Source organism: Vibrio sp. K4, assembly GCF_051122595.1.
In the GTDB taxonomy this organism is placed as follows: Bacteria; Pseudomonadota; Gammaproteobacteria; order Enterobacterales; family Vibrionaceae; genus Vibrio; species Vibrio owensii.
Map to the genome: position 1 here is coordinate 714,384 of NZ_CP178578.1, position 19,515 is coordinate 733,898.

Annotated in this window: 13 protein-coding genes and 1 pseudogene; 4 read left to right on the forward strand and 10 right to left on the reverse strand. The window is 44.6% G+C overall.

Annotated elements, in window-relative coordinates:
- Positions 1-19 precede the first annotated feature (19 nt).
- The 9 genes from sstT to ACLIIY_RS20755 form a co-directional block, all read right to left on the reverse strand.
- Entirely contained in the window at positions 20-1,237 is a 1,218-nt protein-coding gene (gene sstT, locus ACLIIY_RS20715; RefSeq protein WP_038894685.1) for a serine/threonine transporter SstT, read from the reverse strand.
- Between the two features lie 363 nt (positions 1,238-1,600).
- Positions 1,601-2,677 (reverse strand): ribosome small subunit-dependent GTPase A, encoded by a 1,077-nt coding sequence (gene rsgA / locus ACLIIY_RS20720; protein ID WP_434529286.1) that lies wholly within the window; start codon positions 2,675-2,677, stop codon positions 1,601-1,603.
- Positions 2,678-2,995: 318 nt separating this feature from the next.
- Positions 2,996-3,397, reverse strand: coding sequence for a hypothetical protein (locus tag ACLIIY_RS20725; RefSeq protein ID WP_045410188.1), 402 nt, complete (start codon positions 3,395-3,397; stop codon positions 2,996-2,998).
- On the reverse strand, positions 3,381-3,605 hold the full coding sequence (locus ACLIIY_RS20730) for a hypothetical protein (protein WP_045410191.1): 225 nt from the start codon (positions 3,603-3,605) through the stop codon (positions 3,381-3,383). The genes ACLIIY_RS20725 and ACLIIY_RS20730 overlap by 17 nt, the downstream gene beginning before the upstream one ends.
- 29 nt (positions 3,606-3,634) lie before the next feature.
- Positions 3,635-5,581: a site-specific integrase gene (locus ACLIIY_RS20735; protein ID WP_188046955.1), complete on the reverse strand. Its 1,947-nt coding sequence runs from the start codon at positions 5,579-5,581 to the stop codon at positions 3,635-3,637.
- The gene (locus ACLIIY_RS20740; protein WP_230854091.1) at positions 5,578-7,251 is read right to left on the reverse strand and encodes a hypothetical protein; all 1,674 of its coding nucleotides are present in this window, start codon (positions 7,249-7,251) and stop codon (positions 5,578-5,580) included. Before ACLIIY_RS20740 ends, ACLIIY_RS20735 begins: the two co-directional genes overlap by 4 nt.
- 347 nt (positions 7,252-7,598) lie before the next feature.
- The gene (locus ACLIIY_RS20745) at positions 7,599-8,609 is read right to left on the reverse strand and encodes a hypothetical protein (protein WP_434529287.1); all 1,011 of its coding nucleotides are present in this window, start codon (positions 8,607-8,609) and stop codon (positions 7,599-7,601) included.
- Complete coding sequence (locus ACLIIY_RS20750; protein ID WP_434529288.1) at positions 8,609-12,970, reverse strand: PAAR-like domain-containing protein; 4,362 nt, start codon at positions 12,968-12,970, stop codon at positions 8,609-8,611. Before ACLIIY_RS20750 ends, ACLIIY_RS20745 begins: the two co-directional genes overlap by 1 nt.
- A 17-nt stretch (positions 12,971-12,987) precedes the next feature.
- Positions 12,988-13,440, reverse strand: coding sequence for a hypothetical protein (locus ACLIIY_RS20755; protein WP_240998266.1), 453 nt, complete (start codon positions 13,438-13,440; stop codon positions 12,988-12,990).
- A gap of 580 nt (positions 13,441-14,020) precedes the next feature.
- Between ACLIIY_RS20755 and ACLIIY_RS20760 the strand changes: the two genes are divergently transcribed.
- The gene (locus ACLIIY_RS20760) at positions 14,021-14,263 is read left to right on the forward strand and encodes a helix-turn-helix domain-containing protein (protein ID WP_086369808.1); all 243 of its coding nucleotides are present in this window, start codon (positions 14,021-14,023) and stop codon (positions 14,261-14,263) included.
- Between the two features lie 718 nt (positions 14,264-14,981).
- Entirely contained in the window at positions 14,982-15,305 is a 324-nt protein-coding gene (locus ACLIIY_RS20765) for a hypothetical protein (RefSeq protein ID WP_122071552.1), read from the forward strand.
- A gap of 330 nt (positions 15,306-15,635) precedes the next feature.
- Here ACLIIY_RS20765 and ACLIIY_RS20770 read toward each other — a convergent pair whose 3' ends face one another.
- Positions 15,636-17,447 carry a hypothetical protein gene (locus ACLIIY_RS20770; RefSeq protein WP_050910053.1) on the reverse strand — a complete coding sequence of 604 codons (1,812 nt, stop codon included), beginning with the start codon at positions 17,445-17,447 and terminating at the stop codon, positions 15,636-15,638.
- 384 nt (positions 17,448-17,831) lie between these two features.
- On the opposite strand from ACLIIY_RS20770, the gene istA reads away from it, so the two are divergent.
- On the forward strand, positions 17,832-18,851 hold the full coding sequence (gene istA / locus ACLIIY_RS20775; protein ID WP_434529289.1) for an IS21 family transposase: 1,020 nt from the start codon (positions 17,832-17,834) through the stop codon (positions 18,849-18,851).
- Positions 18,848-19,429: pseudogene (gene istB, locus ACLIIY_RS20780) on the forward strand (IS21-like element helper ATPase IstB); the annotation flags it as partial. The gene istA and the pseudogene istB, both read left to right, overlap by 4 nt.
- Positions 19,430-19,515: the final 86 nt, after the last annotated feature.

The window sequence follows — 19,515 nt, forward strand, 5'->3', positions numbered from 1 at the left end:
TCTTACAGATGCTTAAGCCTTACTGAGCTTTCTTCTGTTCTGATTTGCAAACAGCCGCAGTGAAGATAACATCTGTTGAGCTGTTTAGCGCTGTTTCAGCCGAGTCTTGAATCACACCAATGATGAAGCCAACCGCTACAACCTGCATTGCTACGTCGTTTGAGATACCAAACAGACCACATGCTAGTGGGATTAGTAGTAGAGAACCACCTGCAACACCTGATGCGCCACATGCTGATACTGCTGCAACAATACTTAGTAGTACCGCTGTCATTAGGTCAACGTCGATACCCATAGTGTGTACCGCTGCTAGCGTAAGGGTTGTGATAGTGATTGCTGCACCCGCCATGTTAATGGTCGCACCTAGTGGGATAGATACTGAGTACGTATCTTCGTCTAGGTCTAGCTTCTTACATAGGTTCATGTTCACTGGAATGTTCGCAGCACTTGAACGCGTAAAGAATGCCGTTACGCCACTTTCACGTAGACATTGGAACACCAATGGGTATGGGTTTTCTTTTGTTTTGAAGTACACGATCGCTGGGTTAACCACTAGCGCAATGATAAACATTGAACCCAGTAGTACCGCTAGAAGGTGAGCGTAACTCGCTAGTGCACCAAAACCAGTTGTTGCAAATGTAGATGCAACCAAACCGAAGATACCGAAAGGCGCAAGACGAATGATAAAGCGAACAATGTGAGAAACACTGTGGCTTAGATCTTCGAATACCGCTTTCGTCGTTGCTGATGCGTGGTGAAGTGCAAGACCAAGACCTACACCCCAAGCAAGAATACCGATGTAGTTAGCTTCTACTAGTGCGTTTACTGGGTTATCAACCAGCTTGAACAGCAAGGTTTGGATAACTTCTGCAATGCCTTGTGGTGGCGTTGCACCTTCAGCGCCCGTTACTAGCGTTAAATTGGTCGGGAAAAGGAAACTTAGTACTACTGCGGTTAGCGCCGCAAAGAAGGTACCCGCTAGGTAAAGAATGACGATTGGACGCATGTAAGTGTGTTGGTTTTTCTTTTGGTTGGCGATAGAAGCCGCAACCAAAATGAATACCAAGATAGGAGCAATCGCTTTAAGAGCACCGACAAACAGACTACCCAGCATACCAACGCTTTCAGCGTGGCTTGGTGAGATAGTCGCAAGCAGAATACCCAAAACAATACCGACGAGGATCTGGAGAACGAGGTTACCGCGAGCGTATCGGGCAACGAGACTGTTGTGTTGCATTTGCATACATCATTCCTGCAATTTTTGCCTCAGCAGCAGCGTAAGTTTCAGTCATTACACGGCGTAATGTTCCCTCGAATGAAGGGGCTGAACCTTGTTGTTGTGTTGCTAAGACGTCCTGATTATCAATTATCCTGTTTTTATAAATCCAGCTATTTTCTTGCTGAATATCACATATCTTAGCTTGGTAATATTTTGTGTCTAGTTTTAGTTTGTTCTTAGTTTAAATGTTTGCACAATGTTGCTGTTATTGGTCTTTTATGTTGATTTGTGTCGCCAAGTATGAATGATGGTTTTTCACTAAGTTATTAAAAAAGGAGGCGTTAGCCTCCTTTGTTCTATTGATTACGCAAATGCAACAAGTTAATAACCTCGTTGGTGTTTGCGCTTTTCGCCAACGATACTGCGTACCATTTTTCCGAACTGTTTACTCTGAGCTCGTTGCTCCGCGAGAGTCGCGCCGTTGTGGGCTTGTTCTCGCAGTAACTTTTGGTAGTTAGTAAAGCGGCGCATCTCTAATGTGCCATCTTCAATTGCGGCTTGAACCGCGCAACCCGGCTCCGTTTGATGCTGACAATCGCTGAATCGACAGTTTTCTGCTAGTGCTTCAACATCAGCGAACGTTTCGCTCACGCCTGCTTCGCAATCTGCCAATTGGATCTCTCGCATTCCCGGTGTGTCCATTAAGATCCCACCGGAAGGCAATAGATGGATTGAGCGCGAGGTCGTCGTATGTCGACCCTTGCTGTCATCTTCACGAATTCCGCCAGTCGCTTGTTCTTGCTCGCCAAGTAGGGTGTTGACTAAGGTCGATTTTCCTACCCCAGAAGAACCGATAAAGGCGACGGTTTGACCTTCGCCACACCAACCCATCAACTTGGCGACGTCTGACTCGTCCAGACCGTTAACGCTTTCTACCATAAGCAGTGGATCGAGCTTTTGTACCTGAGCTTTGAGCTCGTCAGCGTCGTCACATAAGTCGGCTTTTGTCAGCACAATCACAGGTTCTACATCGGCTTCATTGATGAGTGCCAAGTAGCGCTCAATGCGGCTGAGATTAAAGTCGTGATTGAGTGAACAAACGATAAAGACCGTATCCACGTTGGCGGCAATAAGTTGCTCAGCGACCTTGCTGCCAGCGGCTTTACGGCTGAATAAGCTGCGGCGCTCAAGTAAACGAGAAAACTGCTGCTGGTGGTTGAGTATCACCCAGTCACCAACGGTCATGCTGGGTAACGAGGTATGGATAGGTAAGTGAGTTTCACCTTGTTCGCTAACCACAACGTAACCACTACGATGGTGAGCAATCACTCGCGCGAAAAGCGTGTTCTCGTAATCGTCTAACGTCAGTTGTTGTTGAAAAAACGGTTTCCAACCTAATAGCTTTAATGGGTTATGTTGAGTTAGTAGTGTTTCACAAAAAGAATGTGTTTTATTCATTGTTGAATTATCCCAGACGCTACAAAGCGCCTTAATACAAATCGCATTAGGGTCTAATTCGCATAGAGCTGACCCCGGTGAAAACCGGGCAAGGAAGGGAGGAGTTGTGGCTTAGCCACGAGAAAAAAGTTGGACGTTTACCCTTTCACTGCCCAGTTAGTGTTATTCATTACAATCAGAGCTTAAATATACCTTGTTTCATGTAACAGTGAGTGAGTGACTGATTTGTATGATATTTTTTCTTGTTACACTTTTTATCACCATGCGGTGTCATAAAGCTCCCTAACAACAAGGTTTTAATTATTTAAAATCAAACTCTTATGTAAATAATGAGGTGACATTATCCGTTAACCCCAATCTTGACCTTAACTCTTTATTTTCTCTCATAAGCGTAGCATTTATCGAGGCATTATTAGCTAACATTTCCCTCAACTCAGCGATTTCCTCGTCTCGCTCCTTGCGCTTGTTCTCCTCTTCTTTGAGCTTTGCGCGTAAGGTTTCTATTCTGTCCTTCGCTTGGTCTGAGCCTGACTTACCCATCACACGTTGGTATAAATCAGGCATATCACGTTGAATTAACGCTCGGCTAACGCCAGCTTCTCGCGCAACAGAAGACATTGTCAGCTTCTTGTTTTTAGGGTCTTTAGGCTTACCCTTCTCAATGGCTACGATAGCCAATCGCACCTTTTTATGGCTAGGTGATTCATTTTTGCTGCTCATTCTCTAACCTCGCCCTGTAGTCATCAATTATGCGCTGAACCTCTTCTACAAGATCAACTGGCACCCGCATTACCTTGGTGTCTGGTTTTGTTTTTGGTCGCCCTGCGCCCTTGCGAGCGCCCCCTCGACCCATCTTAAGTTCAACGCCATCGATGTCACCAATAGACATCTGATTTAGTTTATTTTTATTGGTTGCTTTCTTTGCCATTTTATCCCGCTTGAAAGTTGTTACAGCATTCAGTCTAATGATGATATTGACTTAATTTGATTATTGTTGCTCAATTCATTTTTCATGGCTGCATAGTCATAACCCAAATCGGTGAGAACCTTCTCTACACGCACTAAGCCGTCCTGAGCAGCCTTCTTACCAGCATCACCAATGTCATCGAGGTCAACAAGTTCAAGCTGTTGAATTAACATACCTTCCCAATGTTTGACGTTTCGTTCATCTACGATCCCGTGGTCGCATTCATCACAACCTCCACCCATACAGCCATCATCGTCATTGGTACACCAACCAATACCTGTTGAGCGAATTGGCAGCTTCATTGCACGAGCCATTTCCTTATGGCTGCCATAGATTTTAATGTTTTCCTCATTTGACCTGAACTCTTTGATTTTCTCTGCCACTGCACCGCCTGTAATTGGATGGTCTAAATTGAAAAAATCCGAAAATATTTCTTCTTCTACGAACAGCTTTTCACGTAGGAGTTCTTCAAACAGTTCTTGGTCTAAATCATCATTTGCAGCATAGAGGGCGGTCATCGTGATTGACCAGTGCTTAAAGTGCTCTTTCAGCGCTCGTAAATCACCAAGTTCGCTGTGCACAACGTAGTTTGCAAAGGTGCGCCTTAGTTGGTGGGCGGTTAAGTTCCAATCAACGCCTGCCATTGCGCAGAGGTTTTTTAGCCTAAGTCCAGTAATAGTCGTACCTGATGGTATGGTAATTGGAGCGCCTTTCTTGCGAGGACTCTTGGCTAAAATCAGGTGATTATTAATCTCGCTTAGACGCGCCATTTCCTTATAATTGCCCTGACTTTTCGCTTCTTTCAATTCTGCTTCGAGCTTGGCTTGATAGGGCTTTGAATAGCGCTCTAAAATCTTAATCGCATCAATCGCTATTTTAGGTGCTATCCATTCCGTCTCGCCTGTATGGGTTTTATCCGAGCGAGACTGAATGTAGTAAAACGTTTCCTCGTCTTTCGTTTCTGTGCGGTAGTTTCTGCCACCTTTCCCACGCAGTGAACGCTTGATATTCAAGACTTCGTGGATACGCATTCCTGTAGTAAACAAAAGCCAGAAGATGCAGCTATCTCTGAGTAAGAGTAAGGCGTCATTGAAATCATTGAGCTTATCAAATTCATCAGAAATACTTTGCAGGTATTCGCGTTTTTGTGTCGGTTGATCTCTCACACTTTTAGCTGTTGGCTCAAAAGCGTCAAGTTTATCGCGTAGGTTTAACAATTCCGTTGCTCGGTCTAGATAGCCCTTAGTGTAAGTCGCCAGTGGCTTTAGCACCTCATCGGGGATGATTAGGGTTTTACCTTCTGCTGTTTTTCGAGGGGCTCCTTCGCCAAGCGCTCCTGCTTGCTCATGAGCACTTGAGCTTATCCAAGGATGCCCCTTAACCCAAGCAAACATTCTGCCGTGGCGATATATCGCTTCCAGTGAGAAATACCTTGGTATTTTTGAAGTTGGCTTTAGGGGTTGCAACTCGCCTTTACGTTTAACCATTACCCCATCGACATACTGAACATATTCCTGAGCCAGAAAGGCATCAAAATCCCGCTGAGAGCGAAGTGGCTCGGACTCTACCCACGTTAGAAATGACCGAACATGCTTGCAAGCCACTGCCAAAGAACTACCTCTTAACCCCATTTGGCGCTTCGACCACATCACCCATTTCGCCAGTGATTTCAGAGTATGACTTTGGATTGAGCTGAACCTTAGGATATGTTCACTAAGCCTAGCACTTTTAGTGAACTCTTCAGGTGTCAACTCCCATTCATCTTCTTCAAATCGAGCGTACACAAGGCACTGACCATCTTCGAGGGTGGTGTAGGCAACGACGCCCGTTAACGCCTCAATTTGTACCTGTGTTGGGTTGTTGCCCAGCATTTCTAGCGTGGGGCATTTTTGCTTTTCTAGCTCTTTTGCGCTTAGCGTATTCTGGACATTTATCATTTTCCAACCCTCAACATGTCTAAGTTTTTCCAGTAGGGATGCGGTGTTGTTCTTGCTTTTTCTTTCATGGTTTGAACTTGTGGCAGCGCATTTAATTCAATGCATCGCGGCTCTATATGCTCGTCAATCACTCTCAGAATGTCTTTGAGATACTTTTTCCAGTTCTTGCGACCAAAGCTATCCCTGTTGCGAATAATCGCCCAGTAGAAACTGTAGAGTTTCCAAAGGTCGTCCAGCGTGATAACAAAAGATTTACAGCGGAAGCACGCCAAAAAATCAGTACATATTCTCCCATCCTTGGGCGCTCTATCACCATACTTGGTGTCCTTACATGTACCCATTGGCGTTTTTTCTTCGTCCTCATTCAAGATATTGACCACTCTGATTTCAGCGGCACGACCAAGATTCTTTCTTGCCTCTTCTGGCGCTCGCAGGTAATGGTCTGTGGTACTTTGGTGTTGATGCCTCGCAGCGTGTGCTGCCGCGACTAAATCCTCGCCTGACAGCTCGTATATGCCATTCACAAAGGTTTTGCGGATGCGACTTGCATTCACCGTGATTGGGTTGCCATCTTCATCTTTTAGGTTGTACTCCTTAATCAATGATTCTGTGTAGTAATAAAGCACATTTTCTGACAGTGAGGTGGCTGTTCCAGCGGTACGATTACGAGTAGAGGTATAGGTGAGCAATAAATCCGTGTTTAGCGCTTCTCTGGTTGAGGCATTGAGTTTAGTGACGGTTTCAATAAGCAGCGCCACATCCAATTTAACGCCCTGAATAATATCAACTTCTTCACTCTTGCGTAAATTGTGTAACTGAGTTGAACTCCCCCGACGTTTAAAGACGGTCAACAATCGTCTGTTTGCCTTCAATGGGTGCTCAGACAAGGCGTTCACCGACATTTCCAAAAGAGGTCTGGTATTAATCCCTGTTTGCATCGCTATCGCCAAAACCACTACCGTCAACTCATACGCTGTCAATGGCGCTTCTCGATCTTTATTGATGATAGGTGGAATGGCTTGCTTTAAGGTAATAACAAGTTGTTTTCTCTCATGCTGAGTGAAGGGACTTGCGCCGCCACCGCCACGTTGGTTTGATTTTGGGTAGGGGTTGGGTTTAAAACAGCTTCTCACGTACTCAGGTGAGGCATCCCAATACCCTTGGGTTTTCATCGCATGTAAAAGTGATTTTACCAAGGTGTAGTGATTTTTTTGACTAGTGTAGGATAGATTGCCATCGCCATTTTTTTTCTTAAGCGTCTTTAAGTGGATACGAAAGTTGTCCATTAGCTCTACTGATATATCTGCTTGAGATAAATCATGATCTTTATGCTGACGATAAAGCGGAAGGTAGCCTGCTAGAATCTTAAATCCATCATATGAATAAGCTAGAATAGTCTTTTGAGAGCTTCCACTTGAGATGGCAGAGTCCAGCAAGGCTTTAGTTGTGTAATAGGCACGATTAACCAGATCATCAAACCCCTGACCATAAAAGGGTGCAAAGTCGAAACTATACCCATTGCCACCTTTCGACCCCAAGGCAGGAAAATTCACTACCGCACTGATGGGTCGAACAACTTCTAGATTGTCAGTACCCTGAATAGTGTCTTCCTTTACGTGCGGCAATACGAACTTATCTAGGTCGATCTTGCGTGATTTTTTCTTCGGCACAATAGTGTCCTTTGATTTTTGTAACTTTATACACAATAGGTTGCTTTGAATGTTGTTACAAGTTTCTTTTTTTGTTTTTGTCAGAGGACAACGTTTGATCGCTTTTGGGCTGTATCAAGTCAGATGAGAAAGTCACAGTCAGATGGGAAAGTCAGCTAAAACACCTTTGCCCCTTTATTGTTTTCGAGCATGACGACACGTGTGGCTATTGTCTATACACGCCACACATGTCCATAATATTAAGTGTGACTTTATATTTAGGTATTGTGAATATGTATTTTGGAGAGTAAATAAAGGTTAGTTAGTCCTGCCGCACTAACTAACCTTAATGAGATTACTCTCAAACCTTAAATCGCATGACCTCTCACTCGGTTCGTTTGGTAGTGGGAAACGAGATCATCTTGAGCTGCGAGGGCCGCTTCAACACGCTGTTCAAAGTTATCCGGCTTTTTATCCTTGCGTAAGAAGTATTTTGCTGGCTCCCTTGTAAATGACTCACCTGTAATCACAGCTTCTTTGCCATGCTCCATAAACGCTAAGATTTGAGCTAATGGGTAAGTCATATCACTCTCTCGATGAAAAGAATGCTTTCCGATATCAATGCCCACGATCCCCATCGGTCGGTAGCCTGTCAGGTTTTTGTTCTCAAACTGCAATACGATATTTAAACCAAGGTGATTTTCTAATATACCCATTTTGTCAAATGACGCCGCGCCAACCCTTCCATGTCGCCACGAGTAGACAATTTGTCTGTTTCGATCAAAGTAAACTTCCGCGTCTTGAGGTTTCAGCAAGAAAAGCAACCACATACCTAAAGATAAAGCGCCCATGAAAGAAAAAAGGCCAATACCGAAAAGGAAATGATCTAGCTGTCCAAGTTGCTTCAGCGCTCTCATATGCGTAAACAATGACACATCACCGTCTTGCTCAAAATAGATGCTGTAGCCTTGAATTTGGCTTTCATTCTCAGCTAGCCTTCGGCGATAATGTGTCTCTTCTTCTGTATCACCAGTCTTTTGAGCATCTAGAATCCATCGTTTGTAATCGGGGGTTCTGTCTCTGTGGAAGTCAATCATACGCGCAGCCTGAGCCTTGTGAGCTTCAAAATCATATTGGTAGCGAGAATCGTAGATAAAATACAGAGTCAATACGGTTAGCATCAGCATCCATGGGACGATAATGGTATTGCGGCGAGTATGGTAGCCAGTCCTTAACGTCAACAGATTATCATTGACCCTCATAAAAGGTTCGAGTGGGTCTTTCATCGGAACAACGATCACTTCTGCTCGAAATTGCGCCCACCACTTTGAAAAAGGTTGCGCTTTTGTTGTGAATATTCCTCGAGAGCCGCGGTTCATTATTTTCCCCAAGGTGTAGTGTTTGGTTTTTCATCAAGCATGCCTATTTGACTCGTGCTTATGTAGCCGCTGTTAGTTAAATAACGTTTTGGCACCACAGTGTTTGGTGTCGGTTCGTAACACCAGATCAGACGAGCCGGATGCGAAAACTCGACATTAACCGTGACATGCAGACCGTCTTCTTTGGCGATACATAATGTCCTATCTTCAAATGCCGCCGCCAACGCACTCCTGAAGGTTTCGGTCATGGCCTTATCGGGCTCAGGTACTGAGTAGGCCGCGTATTTGGTATCATCCAGTTCACGATAAATCGAGCCATGCAGTTGAGATACGTTCATTTTAAAATCCGGCAAGACGAATACGTAACTGAGATTGTATCGATACGGCTCTGAGCCATAAGGACGAATACTGCTGTCCACGATAGTGAGTTTGGGTGCGTAAAAATAGTTTAAAAACTCCTGAGACTCGATGTTCAATGCCGCATCAAAGTACTTAATGTTATCAGATGTCACAGCGGTGATAACATCCAGCCTCTCTTGAACAGTATCAATGTCTTCTTGCTTTTTAAAATCATTCCAAAACGGGTAATACTCACTTGTTCCCCAGAAAGAGCTGTAGAGCAAGTTTTCAAAACTATTTTTGCCAAATCGGTCTATCTGATATGCGCTAAATAAAAGCCCTGTAAGACCAACGAAGAGCAATACGGCTCCAACAGGCCCCCCGACGGCCGAAAATGCAACCAATAGACTGGAGACGCCACCGGTCAGGTAGCCCAGAGAAGCTTGTTTATTGCCTGACCTATAACTAGTAAAAACATCCCAGAAGTAAACAAATGACATTGCCACGTTTGCACCGACAACAAGTCCTTTTATCGGCGCTGCCGATAGACGCGTATCTAAACGCTGACTGTAAGCTTGTAAACTGCGCACTCCGAGCTTTTCAGCTAACTGCTTACTCATATTCGGTAACTGCTTTTGAAGGGCAAGAAGCGCCCTTTCAGCTTCACGTGCTGCAATATTTACTCCCTTGGCACTGTACTGGCTGAGAGTAATACTGTCTGCGCTGATCGCCGCGAGCGTGGACAACATTTTTACCGTGCGATATGTATATTCTTTGTCATCATTCACGGGGTCGAGTGTATCGAATTGTGTTTGAGCCAAAAGATCATTGATGGTATTCACATTTGCTTGATACGACCAATAGGTCAGCCCTAAACCTGCACTTTCTTGTGCGAAATGGAGAAGTGTTTTGGTAGGGAGCCTATCGGCCAGCTTTTTGAGCCATTCAGGCGCTGATGCTGTTGGCTCTGCTTCCAGTAATTCAAAAATACGTTGCTCTGATTGGTTTGCTTTCATTTCAGACCAATTGAGAAGCTTTTCGCCAAAGTGCACATTTGATTTGATTGAGCTTTTTTGACCTGTTTGTTTATCGATTAAGTTTTCGATGTCATCGAGCGCCATGTTGAGTCGATTCCCCGTAAACCGAACCCCTAATAAGGCATCAAATAATGATGGTAAGGTTGCTCTATAAAAGCACTCTAACCCAGAATTTCCCAGTAACTTAGTGCCATAAGTGAACTCAGCTTGTATACGAGCCAAGTAATTACCTATCGAAGTTAATACTGGAGGAACAGCATGATGCCAATTTATTTGATCTTGGGGCTGAAGAAATACGAGCTGAATGGCCTTTAGAGAAACTCCCCACACCTTATCTAATGGGGTGAGCTCTTCTGTATGAAAGGCTTCACCAACCCATCTATCCATGTTTTCAATGCCTTCTTCACTTGCGGTTACGCCTTCAAAAAGCGACCCTAGAAGGAGCAGCAATTTACCCATCTCAGCAGCAGGGTCGATAATGCCTTGCTGACGAATATCAAAGTAGTGTCTTAGATAGCAAGTGAGCGAGCCAATCTCATCTTCAGCGCCTTTACCCGCTACAAAGTAGTCCATTAAGTCAAGTAGCTTCTCACGCTCACTTTTACACTTGTCTATGTTCTCTTTATTCTTTTTTAAGTATTCTCGAAGTTCCTCTATCGCTAGATTCTCCTCCGCTGCTTTCTTGACTTCTGGAATATCACTCTCAATACATGACTGTGCGTACTGACCAATCGTCAAAGGGTATTTGTTGACATTAACATAGGCTTGTTGCTCAGCGACATTTTTCGAGATAACTTTGGAGATATCGCGCTGACGACCAACAGGGTCAAACAAAACCACCAAAGCGCCATCTTTATGCTCGCTATGGCTTTTTTGCATGGTTTCGACAATGCCTTCAGCATCAAGATGATAACTTAATGTGGTGGTTGCCAAATCAAGGCCATGAGGCATCGGCTTCGCGCTGTCTTTGTCTGCCAACCACTTTTCATCGTTATTGCGGTAATCTTCCACCAAGGCGCTGAGGTTGTCTTGTGTTGCCGCTTGACTAAACTCGGTTTGTTGCGCAGTCAAATCCACCTGCTGCATCGCCTTTTTGCGCAACTCTTCATCGTTGTTCATGTTATCAATGATGGCGGCAGACCATTCGTGCTCAGAGTAAACGATGGAGATCTTTTTCGCTTTCGGCGTCACAAACGCAAAAGGATAGAACGTGGAGCCCGATGAGGTATCGAGCGTTAATCCCTCTTGAGCGTTTTCTTCATTGGTGAAATAGTATTTCTCAAACTTTTCAATCACACCGGTCGGCGTTTGGGTTTGCGCATATTTGAATATGTGGAAAGGAGCGGTCTCTTCTTCGCTCTCTTCTTTGATGTACAACCAACCCTCACGCAGAAGGCGAAGCAGGTAGCCACCGGTGTCTTTCAGCCCGGTAGCACCATTCATTTCTAACATGCTTGGCGGGGCTTGCGCTGGCATCACTTCATCAAAGAAGTTTGCGTAGCCATAACGCACCGGATAAATCGGAATGACATTTTCAATCACACCAGCCACTTCATTCATGAATGGCTCGACCGTGTCGATGGTTTTCGTGGTGTTGACAACGGCTTCAATCGATTCACTCTCAATCGAGTGTAAGTCGTCTGCCGCTTTGATGACCTTTACGTTATCTGTGTTCGCCAGAAGCTCGCTGGCTTTGGTTTGCATTTTATTGAACACACCAGAAATGAGGTCGGGTAGTAACTTCATGTACGAGCTTAACGTATCGATGTGCTTATCGAACACATCCTCAGACAGGTACGCGTATTGCAGTTTGCTGGCTTCATCACGTAAGAAGGTTAACCGACTTTTCAGCTTGTTAAGCAGCGCGTCTAGTTCACTATTGATGCTCTTTTCTGCTGCTTGCCAATCGTAGTCAGCCAAATAGGTTTGTGGGTTGCCTTTACCTCGCGCACGTATGTACGCCAGCATTCGGTCAGTGGTCTCATGCGGTGCTAGCCTCAGCAGTACCGACAGCAATTCTCCTTCTTCTAATACTTGAGGCAGGGTATAAGCCAGCAGCGATTCGGTGGTATGCGGCAAGGGTTGATCAAGGTTGCCAATGAGCGCATCACAGGTCTTTGATACATCGAATGTCGTATCTGGGTGATAATGGGTAAAGTGCTGAATGACCTCGGCACTGACCATGCCTTGGAAATAGCGATCGCTACTCAACGTTTGACCAATACTGCCCCAAGCCGTGCCAACGGTCTCAATTCTGGTTGGCTGCCAAAAGCCGCGCTGACCTTTGGAAGCGATATTGAAAAAATCATCATCCGACTGGCTGTCTACATGGCGAGGGTTCTCGCGACGAATCGGAGCCACCACAAACGGGTCTTGACTCTCTTCGACCAGCAGCTTGACTTTCCCCCCTTTGAGCGGGTCGGCATCACTGCGCCCTTTATCATCCAAAGTGGCTTCATATACCGTCGAGCCTTGCTCATCACTGAGTTTAAATGGCGCATTCACCAGCCGTTGACCGTTTGGGTGACGCACACAAACGTCCATGATAAAGGTCTCTTCAAGATCTTCTTCGACCGAGAAAGATGGGTTCTGTACGCCAAAACACATGGTATTGCCATTGTTCATGGTCATTTGATCACTCTGGCGTACCACTCCTTTTCCTTCGATAAGGACATTCGGAGAAGACGTCACAAACTGCGCTTCTCCTTCAATGGTTCCTGAACTCACGCCTTTTTTATCGCCAGCGGCATCACCAGTACTTTTTGAGAACTTACTGCCTTGCAAAGCAATACTGTTGCCACCATCGGCAGTGACACTGGTTGAGCCGTCCACCAAATCGGCGGATTTAGCGTTATTGCCGTACGGAATAGGAACGACAGGCTTTCCGACTTTGGTTAAACAAACGTCCGGTACAGAAGCGTTCGCTTCACCTCCTGAGCCTTTATGAACGATACTCAGCCCATTAGCGCCGATGGTTGATGCCATAATTTTTTCCTTTTCAATCAGTTTAAACGCACTTTGGTCGCTTGAATTTTTTGTAATTTATCTGCCGAAGTATTGATGGTTTGGGCGGTGGTTTTAACCGTGCCACTTTTAGCCGTCATTGATACTTGAGTCTCCCCTGAGCGTAGGACGACACTTTCATCGCCTTGAACAACCATGTTTTTGGCTCGGAGTATCAATAGGTCTTCCTCTAGTAGAGAGGTGAAGATGTCAACAAGGATAGGAAGGCTAAGATCGCCATCCATAAAGTTGATTTGGCAGTTCAATTGGTTATCAATAGCGAGATCTATGTCAGAAGCTTTAAACGCTCGACCTATGACTGCCCATATAGGCTGACCGATTGGATTCCCGTGAAAATTGACTTTAACGCGAGATTTATCTGAGTGAACTTTATAGACTTTACCGATTCGTGGGTAGACCTCTTTTGAAGCATCAAGTTGCGACGATTTCATTGCTGTTTCCATAAACCAAATAACTTTGGATTTTAACAATCGAAATGAATCAAGGCGCTTATTCTTTATGCAGTGAAAAAGTGATTCGCGGTAGTGAATTGCACGATATTTCCTTTTCAAAGCACTTTTAGGGCTTTTAAAGCGAAGGAAGGGTTCGTTATTTTGTGATTTTAACCTTGCACGTCAGACCTTGTAAAAGTGTGACTCAGGTAACAATAAGGCTATTAGCTATCGCGGTAAGAGAAATCATCTTAATCTATGGCACGGATGAGCACTCTGCCTACAAAGGCTGTGATCTTACTCTCATCCCAATTAACAAAAGATTTAGGGAACTTTCCCGTTAATTCGGACTCCGAGCTTATTCATTTTCTATACAGCTGCGCTTAATTCATGAGCTTTGACGGATACTTCGAAAAAATACAGCGAAAAATGAACGCTGCGAGCTCATTAGAGACACTTGTAGTCTGGCGAAAAAGGATCAACATTGGTAATTCTGGTTTGCCTTACAAAACTCAACAAGGGTTCTTAATCGCACATTGCTATACATCGTTCAAAGAAGAAAAAAGTAAGAGGAAAAAGTATGACGACCTTGATAACGCGGGATGAGGTGGTTCAATGTGTGAAACAAGAGCTTGAATTGACAGGTATTGCAGATAAAAAGCATGCAGCGCCCGATCTCAGCCAATTACTACCAGAAGTGAAGTGCACTATTGTCGAAGTGCTCTTGCTGCATACCCGAGGCAATCAGGCACAGGCCGCACGAATGCTTGGAATGAATCGTTCTACATTGCGAAAGATATATAAACAAAGCCTTAAACGATGAATACTACCTATTAGCAAGAAGCGGCTTTTGCAAATCCTGCCAATCGCTGCATTAGAATGGTACAAAAGCCGCCAAAGAGAACAAAACGTCCTCTGTTCTTCCTCAAGGTGCCTCATCGAAAGTCTTGGGCGGATTTAAAAAAGGCGCCAAGAAGGAAAGCGAGACTAGAGTAGCCACAACCAACCGTCAAGCATCTTCTTAATTACCAGCACCACTTCTTCTGTATACCATCCACTAACCTTACTAAGGCCACTTCTAAAGTCAAACTCGAGCGAAGATGAATGTATCGAGGCCAATGAAGAGTTTGAGTGTCCTCATTGTGGTGAAACCTTGAGCTATGGATCATTGCTTGGTGCCCAGCATATAACGATTGAAGATGTGGATTATTAAAAGTGCGCTATTAGTCATTCAGAATAATTGAGCCATCTGCAAAGTGAATAAGTAGTCATCTTTATGAGTGGGGCTTATATTGGTTTGAGCAAAAAACTCTCAGGAAATTGGTGTTTACACTAAGCAATAAATGTCCATTTTCAAGTCAGGCGCGGTAGAGTCCTCTGTACAGTTATCTCTAACTTGACTGAATTTTGTTAGCGTCAAAGCATACATTTGAACGTCCTGTAAATATCCATTTTTTACAACAATTAGTTACAGGCTTGACAGACGAACCATGAAAGCTTTCTAATAGCCACCGTTAACAAACCACAAGGAGGTAGATACTATGGTTCAGTTGGACATTCAGGTAGTAGAAAATGTATTTGATGAGACGGTTTTTCATATTACTTGTCGCAGTGCGTCCCAGCCAGCAACGCACTCAAGTTGGAAGTCTTATGCAAACCGTAATCACCTCATGACCCAATTAGCAAATATAACGGAATCTGAGCAGTGGAAGTCTCGTGTAGAAGATTTCAATGATTGGGAAGAAGCAAAGGATCGCCAAGAAAAACTGACTAGTAAGCTCTTAAGCGATGGTTTGGTTAGTCTTAATGGTCGTAACCAGCGTTGCCCTGTTAAAAAAGCCATTCGCAAGCAATACTCAGTTTAATACTGCGCAGGCGCGCAGCCGAATTACTGAGGCAGGCTAGAAAATAACTATAGCTCACTCTACGAGTGAGCTATTAAATTCTGTTACTAATGAAACAAAACAACCCAATATCCAGATATTAATTTCGGTGCTTGGAACGTTACCGTACTAGAAATAATCCGAAGTCTACTAAGTTAAGAAACTCACTAACTCATTCTTGTCCAAAACTTATCTTGATGCCTGTAATCGGCAACAATCGAGCAGAACGTACCACTAGTTCCATTGTCATTGGACGAAAGCATTGTTCGTTAGCGCTGCCCTCCCATGATAAGGTGGGCAGCACAGCCGTTTCTACTCCTGAAGCTCCCCTATAGATAGCCATAGGCCGTTGTTATTTTGAGATTGATGTACTTCAACAGTATAACCCTCATCGTTCATGTCGATTTTCGCTTCTCGCCCCTTGGTGTAATTGACACTTATGTCCTGAATTTGCGTCGATCGCCCTCGTTTCCCTACGCGATACCACAAATTATCACCACTCGGTGAACGATGTGTGGTGACAGTATTGCCGTTTTGTGATAGCGCGACAGAAGGGAAGTGGGCAGTGTCGTAAATAAACGGATAGGTAGTGGCCAGTCGAACGCGGTTTGATATACTGGCACGTTCTACGGAAGAATCAACATTGAATTCAATATCTAATTTATTTGCGTCTAAATGACCGATACGAGTCCACCCCTCCCTTTCTCCCGACTTGCTTTGTTCCCAACTGACGATAAGTTGGTGGGAGTCATTGACATCGACTTGGGGGCGGCTCAATGAACTGCCTTCATCATTCACCACCGAGTGATGGACATCAGGGAAATCGATCGTTCTATCACTTGTCAAAGTACCAACAGCATAATATATATTGTCGTAATCGGTATCACTGAACACCACAACAATTTGACCATCATCAGTTAAAGCTACGTCTGGATAGTATCCTTGAAAAGGTGATTTTTGAGGACTTTCCCATCGTATGTCATCATTGATGACCTCACCCACCACCAACCAAATAGCGTTATTGTTTTGCGATTTATGTACAGCCACAATCATACCATTATCGTTAAGGGATACATTCGGTCTAACCCCCGAAGAGTATCGCCCATGCCCTTTCCAGTTAATGCCGTCTTCAGCTTTATCCAGTGTGCCCAACCGGTACCATAAACCGTCATTATTTTGTGAGCGGTGGACTTCTACGACACGATTACCGCCAACTCGAGAGTTGATCGATACAGCTGGCTCACGCCCTTGATCATAATTGCTACTGTGTTTGATAGTGAAGGTCGCAAAATCTTGTTCGCGCCAGACATTTTGATGCTCGCGCTGAAGCAATTTTTGATACTGACTGTAGAATGGGTAGTCGCTAGCGGGAAACGTTACCTGAATATTATCGTCGTAAAATCGGTGTCCGTACTTATCCCATTTATACACCCGTGAAAAACGCTTGGATTTATTGTCTTTTACCTTCGATGTTGCCGAGGTGTCACTGCCTTTGAAGTTAGCGAACTCTCGATGGTTACCATATAAAAATTGGACATCGTTGCTTTTATCGTATAAACCACGATTTCCGTCGTCATAAAATTTAGCATGGTTCGAAATAATAAAGACTTTGCCTTTAGCGTCAGTAATGGTCATCTCTGAGACAGCAGGGACATGATTTGGGGTAACAAGCTTGTTACCAAACACGCTTTTCACCCCATCGAGAAAATCAGATAAACCTGGCTCAGTCCAGCCATCGCTATTTTTAAAATCGACCGTAATGAACAAAGGAGGGTGCAATGGATGTAAGTTGGACCAGTCGTTAATCAGGTTAAACCAGATTCGCAGATCATACGAAAAGGGATTAGCATTGTATTGGTGGTAAACTTCGTCTCCAACGCCGTCGTGTCCAACTCCCCCCATATCGTACTTGGGGTAAATATCGAACTCAAGGCCATAAACTCCATTGTCTAACTGTTGAATAATGGAACCGCTGTTACCATAGCCTTTTAGACTACCGGAATAACTATTGTGAGTTGTTGCAAATGATTTATCTAACAATAGCACATTGTCTGATGAATGGACGAGTGACGGTATCAACATCGCAACAGCCAGACTAGAGAACAAGCTTTTTTTAGCAAGCATTATACACATCCTATGTAATTGGGGGGATTTCATTCATTTTCCCTCGTCGTCAATCTAGTAGAAGTAATGAGGCTTGGATAGTGTACAATCACGCATGATATAAACCTAAGTGCATATTGGTGTTTTGTGATTGCTTTCTAAGTTTGTCTCTATGTTATTCTTAGGCAGAAGTTAGGTGATTGCGTATTAACATAAAGGAGTTCTGGTTATTGGTTGCTCTGCTAGGATGAAAATACGCAGGTGATTGACTTCGGTATAACACTGCAAAAGCAAAAGCTTTTCCATATTGTCAGCGCCGATGTAAAAATGACCCACTAACGCCGATTTAAAATTGACCCACCTGAGGCAAACTATCCGTTCGTAAAATGGACAAAGCGGCGGATTATGATCAATCAGGAGCAACTAGTGGAAATACACGTTTTACATCAGCAAGGGCAAAGCATCCGCCGCATCGCGCGAGATTTAGGTATCTCTAGAAATACCGTTCGCACTTATCTTCGAGACAGAAGTAAAGAGCCTGTGTATCGAGAACGGCAATCTCGACCAACCAAACTACAGCCTTACCACGACTACTTGCGCACTCGCATTGAAGCCGCAAAGCCTTATTGGATACCCGCAACCGTCTTACTACGTGAGCTAAAATCTCTCGGTTACGAAGGCGGTATAACGATGCTCAAAGAGCACATCAAACAGTACAAACCCAGTGCGCCTATCGACCCTGTGGTTCGGTTCGAAACATTGCCAGGTGAGCAGATGCAAGTCGATTTCACGACCATCACTCATTACGGCGTACGTGTGAAAGCCTTCGTAGCCACTCTTGGCTATAGCAGAGCGACGTTCGTTCGCTTTAGTGAACGAGAGCGTCAAGAAGACTGGATAGACGGTCTTGAAGAAGCGTTTGAATACTTCGGCGGAGTCCCTAAAGAGGTTTTATTTGATAATGCGAAAGCCATCATGATAGAGCGTGATGCATACGGTGAAGGTGAGCACCGCTGGAACCCCGCGCTGCTCACCGCCGCCAAGAAATACAACTTTAAGCCAAGAGCTTGCCGCCCTTATCGCGCAAAAACCAAAGGGAAAGTGGAGCGATTTAACTCTTACTTGAAAAGTAGCTTCGTCACTCCGCTTGCTGCGACACTTAAACAACACGGTCTGAAAATCACAGCCGATGTCCTTAACGGTCATATCGGCGCGTGGTTAGAAACCGTCGCTCACCAGAGAATGCACGGCACAACAGGCAAAAAGCCTCAAGTTCTTCTAGAGAAAGAACGTTTTACACTTCAACCTCTTCCGTTGCCGACACGCCCGATAGCATCGCTAACAATGGGTGATAATGTCATGCCAGTTGAGAGCCTCCAACATCCTCTATCAATATATGACGCGTTGTTGGAGGTGCGAGTATGAACCTTCAAATGAATCGCATCGAAGCTGCCTGCGCAACGCTGAAGTTACAAGCAATGGCTCAGGAATGGCCGAGGTTGGCAGAAGTCGCTAGCACTCGTGAGTTGAGCCTAGCCGATTACTTAGAATCACTTCTAAACGCTGAGCTTGAAGCGAGAGCTGAACGCACAAGAGCAACGCTGACTAAGTTCGCCAGCTTCCCTATGGAGAAAACGTTCGATGACTATGACTTCAAGTTCGCAACGGGTGCCCCACGGAAGCAGCTCAAGGAACTAACAGGGTTGGCGTTCGTCGAGCGAAAAGAAAACGTCGTACTACTTGGCCCAAGTGGTGTTGGTAAAAGCCACCTTGCCGTGAGCCTTGGCCAAATAGCCGTACAAAAAGGCTTAAAAACACGGTTCATCACAGCAGCAGACTTAATGCTTCAACTATCTACGGCGAAAGTTCAGGGCAAACTTGAAAGTTACTTGAGGAGAAGCGTGCTTGCGCCAAAGCTCCTTATCGTCGATGAGATCGGGTATCTACCGTTCGGCAGAGAAGAAGCGAACTTGTTCTTCAATGTCATCGCTAAACGATACGAGTGCGTATTAACATGAAGGAGATCGGGTAATAACATCGATGGAGATCAGTTTTCTCCGGCGTCATAGGACCCTCTTTTAACTTACAT

Bases quoted from the DNA above. Each gene is read 5' to 3' on its own strand.
- sstT (WP_038894685.1), bottom strand. From the start codon at position 1,237: ATGCAACACAACAGTCTCGTTGCCCGATACGCTCGCGGTAACCTCGTT.
- rsgA (WP_434529286.1), bottom strand. From the start codon at position 2,677: ATGAATAAAACACATTCTTTTTGTGAAACACTACTAACTCAACATAAC.
- ACLIIY_RS20725 (WP_045410188.1), bottom strand. From the start codon at position 3,397: ATGAGCAGCAAAAATGAATCACCTAGCCATAAAAAGGTGCGATTGGCT.
- ACLIIY_RS20730 (WP_045410191.1), bottom strand. From the start codon at position 3,605: ATGGCAAAGAAAGCAACCAATAAAAATAAACTAAATCAGATGTCTATT.
- ACLIIY_RS20735 (WP_188046955.1), bottom strand. From the start codon at position 5,581: ATGATAAATGTCCAGAATACGCTAAGCGCAAAAGAGCTAGAAAAGCAA.
- ACLIIY_RS20745 (WP_434529287.1), bottom strand. From the start codon at position 8,609: ATGAACCGCGGCTCTCGAGGAATATTCACAACAAAAGCGCAACCTTTT.
- ACLIIY_RS20750 (WP_434529288.1), bottom strand. From the start codon at position 12,970: ATGGCATCAACCATCGGCGCTAATGGGCTGAGTATCGTTCATAAAGGC.
- ACLIIY_RS20755 (WP_240998266.1), bottom strand. From the start codon at position 13,440: ATGAAATCGTCGCAACTTGATGCTTCAAAAGAGGTCTACCCACGAATC.
- ACLIIY_RS20760 (WP_086369808.1), top strand. From the start codon at position 14,021: ATGACGACCTTGATAACGCGGGATGAGGTGGTTCAATGTGTGAAACAA.
- ACLIIY_RS20765 (WP_122071552.1), top strand. From the start codon at position 14,982: ATGGTTCAGTTGGACATTCAGGTAGTAGAAAATGTATTTGATGAGACG.
- ACLIIY_RS20770 (WP_050910053.1), bottom strand. From the start codon at position 17,447: ATGCTTGCTAAAAAAAGCTTGTTCTCTAGTCTGGCTGTTGCGATGTTG.
- istA (WP_434529289.1), top strand. From the start codon at position 17,832: ATGATCAATCAGGAGCAACTAGTGGAAATACACGTTTTACATCAGCAA.